We start from the raw sequence: 7,137 nt of genomic DNA on the forward strand, positions 1-7,137 counted from the left end.
GCAGATTCCTCTTGTTGCCGCTTGTCAAAGGGGGGGGCTCGCTGCTCGCACAGGGTGCGATAGGAGCGGGTTTCCCGCATCTCGGGCGCCAGTCCCAGCCGGCTAGCCAGCGCCAGCAACTGCGCGCGGTAGGCGGGCAGGGCGGTCTCGTCGTCAGTCATGATGGCGAGCTCGGCAAAATCACCGACGCCTGCCAGGTGATCCACCGTGACGTGGAAGGCCCCCAGAAAATAGATGCTGCGCCGCTTGTCGATGGTCAGCACCGGCTGGTAGCCCAGGGTGCGCACCATGCTGGCCGCCTTGTCCGCATCGGTGATGTTGACCGCCTCGCAGCGATCGGGTCCGGGTCCTTTGACTATCCAGAGCCGGATGCCGCTGGGGGCCATGGTGCGGATGATCAGGCTCTTCTCTGCCCGGGCCAGGGCGCCATCTGCCGTGTCGAAGTAGCAGTCCTGCTCATGATTGTCCGCCACCATCACCTCGGGGCTGAGGGCCGTGAGGGTATGCACAAAGGCGGCGCTGTCCGTCAGGCGGTATTTGAACTCCACCTCGAAGCGCCCCTGAAAGTGGGTGGCCATGGCCTTGCGACGGCTCCCGAACGGCAAATGAATAGGGCAGCCTAGCAAAAGTGCCGGGCTCTCCCAAGCATCGGGATCACAGCTTCGCATCGACTGCCGACTTTATGACCAGATGGTGAGGGGAAATCCGCCCTGGTGCACAGCTTGTGGCCCGGTGGCTGGGCGCCGTACGGGGGCTGTGCTCTAATAAGCTCCCTCTTTGGCGGTATTTCCGCCCTGAACAACGACAACGAGGCGGCGGCCCCGGCCGCGCCAGTGGAGCCACAGATGCAGATCACCTCACAGCCCCCCTTTATCGGACTGGGCGTGGCGGGCAACTTCGCCGGTCACCTGGAGCAGGCAGGGGAGGCGGCGGACTTCGTCGCCGTCAAGGTTGACGACAAGGTCGCCCCCAAGGCGCTGTTCCCCTTCTATGTGCCGAACCATCCCGGCCAGCTCGGGGTCTTTCCCCTGAGCGGCGATGCCATCTTCCTGCCGGAGGCGGCGGTGAGCGGGGACGAGAAGGTGCAGATTGAACCCGAGGTGGCACTGTGGTGCGAGCTGGAGTACGCGGGGGAGCAGGTGGTGGCCATCCATCCCAAGGCGTTTGGCGCCTACAACGACTGCTCCATCCGTCGCCCCAATGCCAACAAGATCAGCGAGAAGAAGAACTGGGGTGAAGAGAGCAAGGGGCTGGCCGCGAACCTGCTGCCCCTGACCCACTTTGCCGCAGGATGCGAGCTCGATGACTACCGCATCGCCTGCTATCTGGAGCGGGACGGGGAGCTGCACCCCTACGGGATCGACAGCGCGGCGGTGGACTACAGCTACTTCCACGGTCAGTTGCTGGCGTGGGCCATCGACAAGTTCAACCATCAGCAGGACGAAGGCCCGGCCGAGCATATCCAGGGGCTGCTGGCCCAGGCGGGGCGCCCGGCCCATGCGCTCATCAGCATTGGCGCCACCCGCTACACCCCCTTTGGCGAGACACACTTCCTCGCTCCCGGTGACACCGCCTGCGTGGTGGTCTACCCCGCCAGTCGCTACAGCGAGAGCGACATTCGCGAAGCCATCGCGACCCGCCGCGTTGGCGCCGATGTCTCTGTCCTGCTCCAGGCGGTCAAGACCCGTTGATCGCGATGCCTTCCCAACCTGGGGAGGCATCTTCTTTCTCTATTATGCCTGCGCACACTCCATGCTGGCGTCATGCATGATCAGCCGAAAGAGGAGTGGCAGATCAGGTGGGTTGCCATGGTGGTGATCAGAGAGTGCAGGGAGCAGGATCTGGCGGCTTGCTCAGCCTTTACGCCGAGCTCAGACCACGGGATCCCGTGATGCCGCTTTCCATGGCGAGGGAGACGCTCGCGAGCCTGCTGGCCAGGCCCGAGGTGCGGATCATCGTGGCGAAGGTGGGCGGTGAGCTCGCCGCCACCTGCCAGCTCGGGGTGATCCCGACCCTGAGCAACGGCGGCAGGCCCTTTGGCATCATAGAGCACGTGGTAACGGCCTCTGCGTTCCGACGCCAGGGGCTGAGCCAGAAGGTGCTTGAACAGGCGCTCTCCCTGGCCTGGGGGCTGGATGGCTACAAGGTGATGCTGCTCTCGGGGGAAGGGCGCGATGAAGCCCATCGCCTCTATGAGAAGCTGGGCTTCAAGGCGGGCATCGAGAAGGGGTTTGTCATCAAGCAGGCAGAGGCCCAGGGCTGCACCTTGACGAGGTTCGGCCCCAAGGCTTAGCATCGGCGCTTTTGCCATAAATTGAGCCAACAATTCATGAAGATAGAACCAGCACAAACCGAGGATTACCCGGCCCTGATCGCTCTCTGGGAGGCCTCGGTACGCGCTACCCATCACTTCCTGCAAGAGGAAGACATCGCCACCCTCAAGCCTCTCATCCTCGAACACTATTTCGATGCCGTGCGCCTTTATTGCGCCAGGCAGGATGGCGTGATCGTCGGTTTTATCGGGGTGGCTGAGGGCAATATCGAGATGCTGTTCATCGCTCCCGAGGCGAGAGGGGGCGGGGTCGGCCGCCAGCTGGTGGACCACGCCATCCGTTGTCTGGGGGCGACTCGCGTGGACGTCAACGAACAGAATGCCCAGGCTGTCGGCTTCTACCAGCACCTGGGCTTCGAGGTGACGGGGCGCTCCCCCCTGGATGGCCAGGGCAAGCCCTATCCCCTGCTGCACATGGCCTTGGCCGCCGGTTAAGGGCGCCAGAGCATAAAAAAACCGCCCTCGGGCGGTTTTTTGTTGTTCAGGACGCAGTGCTCGCGCCGCCTCACTCCTCGTTGGAGTTGTCCTGATAGTCGCCCCGCTGGGCCTTGGGCAGGCGGCGCATGGGGGCGAAACCGATGTCCTCGCCCACCACTTCCCGCTTGCGGGACTTGTTTTGCGCAGGCTGGGCCGGCTTCTTGGCGCCATCCCCCTTGCCTTTCCCGGCGGCGGGTTTGCCCTTGGCGTTGGCATGGCCACGGGCGCGGGGCGGGTTTTGCACCGGCTTGCTGCCCGGCAGGGTCTGGCGGCTCGGCTTGCCGCTCGGCTCGTACCCTTCCAGGATCTCCACGGTCAGGGATTGGCCGATCAGCGCCTCGATCTCCTTGAGCTGACCCAGCTCGTCCTGGCTCACCAGGGAGATGGCCTCGCCGCCGCGCCCGGCACGGCCGGTGCGGCCGATGCGGTGGATGTAATCCTCCGCCATCTGGGGCAGCTCGAAGTTGATCACGTGGGGCAGCTGATCGATGTCCAGACCCCGTGCGGCGATATCGGTGGCAACCAGCACCCGCACCTTGCCTTCACGAAAATCCGCCAGCGCCCGGTTGCGGGCCCCCTGGCTCTTGTCACCGTGGATGGCGACCGTATCCAGGCCATCTTTCTGCATCTGCTGGGCGAGCCTGTCGGCAATCTGCTTGGTGCGCACGAACACCAGCACCCGCTGCCAGTTGCCACGGCCAATCATGTGGGAGAGCATCTCCCGGCGGCGTTCCCGATCGACCTGGATGATGCGCTGGCTTACCTGCTCGGCGGCGGTGTTGCTGGGATCCACCTCGATGAGGGTGGGATCCTTGAGCAGATCGTCCGCCAGCGCCTTGATGTCATTGGAGAAGGTGGCGGAGAAGAGCAGGGTCTGACGCTCCTCCGGCAGGGCCTTCATGATGCGGCGAATGTCGGTGATGAACCCCATGTCGAGCATTCTGTCCGCTTCATCCAGCACCAGCACCTCGAGGGCGCTCAGGGTCAGGGCGCCCTGGGTCAGCAGATCCAGCAGGCGGCCCGGGGTGGCGACCAGGATGTCGACCCCGAGCTTGATGGCGTCCAGGTTCGGCTTGATGCTGACGCCGCCATAGGCGATCAGGGTACGAAACGGCAGGTGGTGGGCATATTTGATGATGCTCTCGCCCACCTGGGCGGCCAGCTCCCGGGTCGGGGTCAGCACCAGGGCTCGCACCTGGCGACGACCGCCACGGCCGTGGTTGGCCAGCAGTCGATGAAGCATGGGCAGGGTGAAACCGGCCGTCTTGCCCGTGCCTGTCTGGGCGCCGCCCAGCACGTCCTGCCCGGCCAGGATGGCGGGAATGGCTTGCTGCTGGATGGGGGTGGGTTGTTCGTAACCCAGCTCCTTGACGGCCCGCAGGATGTGCGGTGACAGACCCAGTTCATTGAATGACATGTTCGAGGGACACTCCGAGCCTTGGGCTCAACGGGTGACGGCAGCCTTGGTCCGTCACGACATGGAAAATAGGGTGGGCCGCCATCGAGGCTGGGCCTGAGCCCGGCAAAGCGACCGCACAAGAGACAGTGGGCGCGTAATATAGCAGATGCGAGGCGCACGCGCAGCAGCCGTGTCGCGAGCAGGGTTGCCACGGCCATCCCGGCAGGGAAAGGCCAGGGGGCGCTAAGAGGGGCCCCCCTGGCCTCGGCGCACGCCCGTCAGAGCAGTCCCTCGATGGCCTGCACCAGATCCTCCGGCCTGGTCTGGGGGGCGAAGCGGTCCATCACCCGGCCTTCACGGTCAATCAGGAACTTGGTGAAGTTCCACTTGATGGCCTCGCTGCCAAGGAGTCCGGGCTTTTGCTCCTTGAGCCAGCGATAGAGGGGGTGGGCCCCGGCGCCGTTGACCTCGCACTTGGCCATCAGGGGGAAGCTGACAGGGTAGTCGAGCGAGCAGAAGCGGGCGATCTCCTCGGCATCGCCCGGCTCCTGATGGCCGAACTGATCGCAGGGAAAGCCCAGGATCTCGAAGCCTTGGGGGCCGAACTGGCGATAGAGGGCCTCAAGCCCGGTGTATTGGGGGGTAAAACCGCAGCGGCTTGCCACGTTGACCACTAGCACGACACGGCCCTGCAGATCGGCGGTGGACCAGGCCGTGCCATCGAGTCGTTGCAGGGGGATGAGGGGCAGGGGCATGGTTTCTCCTGATGCAAGAGGGGCGACAAGGCGCCCGGGGACAATCCTTGCACGTTAACGGGCCGAGGGCCGGGGAGCAAGGGGGAGGGCGTCTGTTCCCCCCAGACTCCTATTGATGGCGGGACTTCTCAAGAGAAGCAATCCGGTTTGTGCCGATGGTCCGAAGTCGCTACAAAGCGCACTCTCTCCCCTCGCTGCGAGCCTATCTTGGATTATCAAGCCGTCATGGATGCCATCTACACCCGGGGTTGGGTGATAGTGGATGAATTTTTAACCGCCGCCGAGGTGGATGCCCTCAAGGCCTGCCTGCCGGACGAGTGGCGACCGGCGGGGATCGGGCGCGAGACCCTGCATCAGGACAACCGCGATATCCGTCGGGATCAGATCCACTGGCTCGACGCCTCCCTCGGCGCGCCGGTGGCCGACTATCTGGCCCGGATGGAGTCCCTGCGTCTGGCCGCCAATCGCAGCCTGATGCTGGGGCTGTTCGACTACGAGGCCCACTTTGCCCGCTACCGTCAGGGGGACTTCTACGTCACCCATCGCGACGCCTTCGCCGGGCGATCCAACCGCCGGCTCACCTCGGTGTTCTACCTGAACAACGACTGGCAGCCAGAGGCGGGGGGAATATTGCGGGTCTATGACGACAGCGAGCAGTTTCTGATGGATGTCTCCCCCCGGGGCGGGCGGCTGGTGCTCTTCCTGTCTGAAGAGTTTCCCCACGAGGTGCTGCCCGCAAGCCGGGAGCGCTACAGCATTGCCGGCTGGTTTCGGGTCAACGGCAATGGCGCCGGGCGGGTCGATCCCCCCCGCTGAGCGCATTTCATCCTGTTTCTGACACAGGAAGAGACTTTTATCTGTCCGGGCAGGGGGAGGTGCGCCCCATCGGCTGACAAGGCTTCCCCTCCCTTGCTACACTGCCCGCACTTATGTTCGTTTCTGGCTTCGTCCGGTTTTCATGCGGTTGGGTTTGACATGGTGATGACGAAGCCGCTTCTCCCAAGGGATCACATCTAATGAAGAACATGCATGTCTTGCTGCTGTGCGGCGGTGGCGGCTCCGAGCACGAAGTCTCGCTGCGCAGCGCCAATTTCCTCGAAAAACAGCTCGGGCTCCTGCCCGGTATCGAAGTGACCCGGGTCGAGATGTTTGCCGACCGCTGGCTCTCCGCCGACGGTCGCGAGTGCAAGCTGGGGCTGGACAAGCTGCTCTCGTTCGACAGCGTGGCCCGTCCGGTGGACTACGTGGTGCCCTGCATCCACGGCTATCCCGGTGAGACCGGCGATCTGCAATCCTTCCTCGAGCTGGCCGGCCTGCCTTATCTGGGTTGTGACGCCGAGGCGAGCAAGGTGTGCTTCAACAAGATCACCACCAAGCTGTGGCTCACCGCCATCGGCATCCCCAATACCCCCTACCTGTTCCTGACCGAGCAAGGCGAGGCGAGCCTGATCGAGGCGAAAGCGGCGCTGGCCAAGTGGGGCAAGGTCTTCATCAAGGCGGCCTCCCAGGGCTCTTCCGTGGGTTGCTACTCCGCCAGCAACGAGGCAGACCTGGTGAAGGGTATTGCCGATGCCTTCGGTTACTCCGAGCAGGTATTGATCGAAAAAGCGGTCAAGCCCCGCGAGCTGGAAGTGGCGGTCTACCAGTATGGTGACGAGCTGGTGGCCACCTATCCGGGGGAGATCTGCGTACCCCAGGACAAGTTCTACACCTATGAAGAGAAGTACAGCAGTGCCAGTCACACCGAGACCGCGCTCAAGGCCGAGGGACTGACTCAGGCGCAGGCTGACGCCATTCACGAGTACGCGCTCAAGGCGTTCCGTCAGCTCAAGCTGACCCACCTGTCGCGCATCGACTTCTTCCTGACCGAAGAGGGGGAGATTTTGCTCAACGAGATCAACACCTTCCCGGGCATGACCTCCATCTCCATGTTCCCGAAACTGCTGGAGCACCACGGCCACAGCTTCGCGCACTATCTGGAGCAGATCCTGCGAAAGGCGGTCTGATGTCGCCAGACCCGGTTGCAACGGATGGTGAGTAGGGGCCTCAGGGCCCCTTTTTTCAGGTTCATCGCGGCTTTCCGGGGAAGGCCGCCTTGATTTTCAGAAAAAAGTATTCTGAGTCCCTAAATCCATATGCCATGCGCTTTATCACTTTGATCTTGTTGTTCACCC

At 63.5% G+C, this 7,137-nt stretch carries 7 protein-coding genes and 2 pseudogenes; 5 read left to right on the forward strand and 4 right to left on the reverse strand.

The features are described 5' to 3' along the window. Positions 1 to 14: 14 nt before the first annotated feature. Positions 15 to 578 (reverse strand): annotated as a pseudogene (locus PG883_RS04245) (class IV adenylate cyclase); the annotation flags it as partial. Positions 579 to 845: 267 nt separating this feature from the next. Between PG883_RS04245 and PG883_RS04250 the strand changes: the two are divergent. The 3 genes and pseudogenes from PG883_RS04250 (at position 846) to PG883_RS04260 (ending at position 2,767) form a co-directional block, all read left to right on the forward strand. Beyond that, positions 846 to 1,691: a DUF5718 family protein gene (locus tag PG883_RS04250; RefSeq protein ID WP_010674872.1), complete on the forward strand. Its 846-nt coding sequence runs from the start codon at positions 846 to 848 to the stop codon at positions 1,689 to 1,691. 117 nt (positions 1,692 to 1,808) lie between these two features. Continuing rightward, positions 1,809 to 2,293 (forward strand): annotated as a pseudogene (locus PG883_RS04255) (GNAT family N-acetyltransferase). A 36-nt stretch (positions 2,294 to 2,329) separates the two neighbouring features. Beyond that, positions 2,330 to 2,767 (forward strand): acetyltransferase, encoded by a 438-nt coding sequence (locus PG883_RS04260; RefSeq protein ID WP_010674870.1) that lies wholly within the window; start codon positions 2,330 to 2,332, stop codon positions 2,765 to 2,767. A gap of 70 nt (positions 2,768 to 2,837) precedes the next feature. On the opposite strand, the gene PG883_RS04265 is transcribed toward PG883_RS04260, so the two are convergent. Together PG883_RS04265 and PG883_RS04270 are read right to left on the reverse strand one after the other, a co-directional pair. Next, positions 2,838 to 4,226, reverse strand: a complete 1,389-nt coding sequence (locus tag PG883_RS04265) for a DEAD/DEAH box helicase (RefSeq protein ID WP_010674869.1) — start codon at positions 4,224 to 4,226, stop codon at positions 2,838 to 2,840. A gap of 260 nt (positions 4,227 to 4,486) precedes the next feature. Beyond that, a complete protein-coding gene (locus tag PG883_RS04270) occupies positions 4,487 to 4,963 on the reverse strand; it encodes a glutathione peroxidase (protein ID WP_010674868.1) in 477 nt (158 codons plus the stop codon). Positions 4,964 to 5,170: 207 nt separating this feature from the next. Between PG883_RS04270 and PG883_RS04275 the strand changes: the two genes are divergently transcribed. After that, entirely contained in the window at positions 5,171 to 5,779 is a 609-nt protein-coding gene (locus PG883_RS04275; RefSeq protein ID WP_270806983.1) for a 2OG-Fe(II) oxygenase, read from the forward strand. A gap of 200 nt (positions 5,780 to 5,979) precedes the next feature. After that, positions 5,980 to 6,969 carry a D-alanine--D-alanine ligase gene (locus PG883_RS04280; protein ID WP_010674866.1) on the forward strand — a complete coding sequence of 330 codons (990 nt, stop codon included), beginning with the start codon at positions 5,980 to 5,982 and terminating at the stop codon, positions 6,967 to 6,969. A gap of 61 nt (positions 6,970 to 7,030) precedes the next feature. Here PG883_RS04280 and PG883_RS04285 read toward each other — a convergent pair. Then, positions 7,031 to 7,137 (reverse strand): transposase (locus tag PG883_RS04285; RefSeq protein ID WP_201872345.1); only part of this gene is annotated, 107 nt, incomplete at its 5' end.

It is taken from the genome of Aeromonas sp. QDB25 (genome assembly GCF_027707725.1).
In the GTDB taxonomy this organism is placed as follows: Bacteria; Pseudomonadota; Gammaproteobacteria; order Enterobacterales; family Aeromonadaceae; genus Aeromonas; species Aeromonas caviae.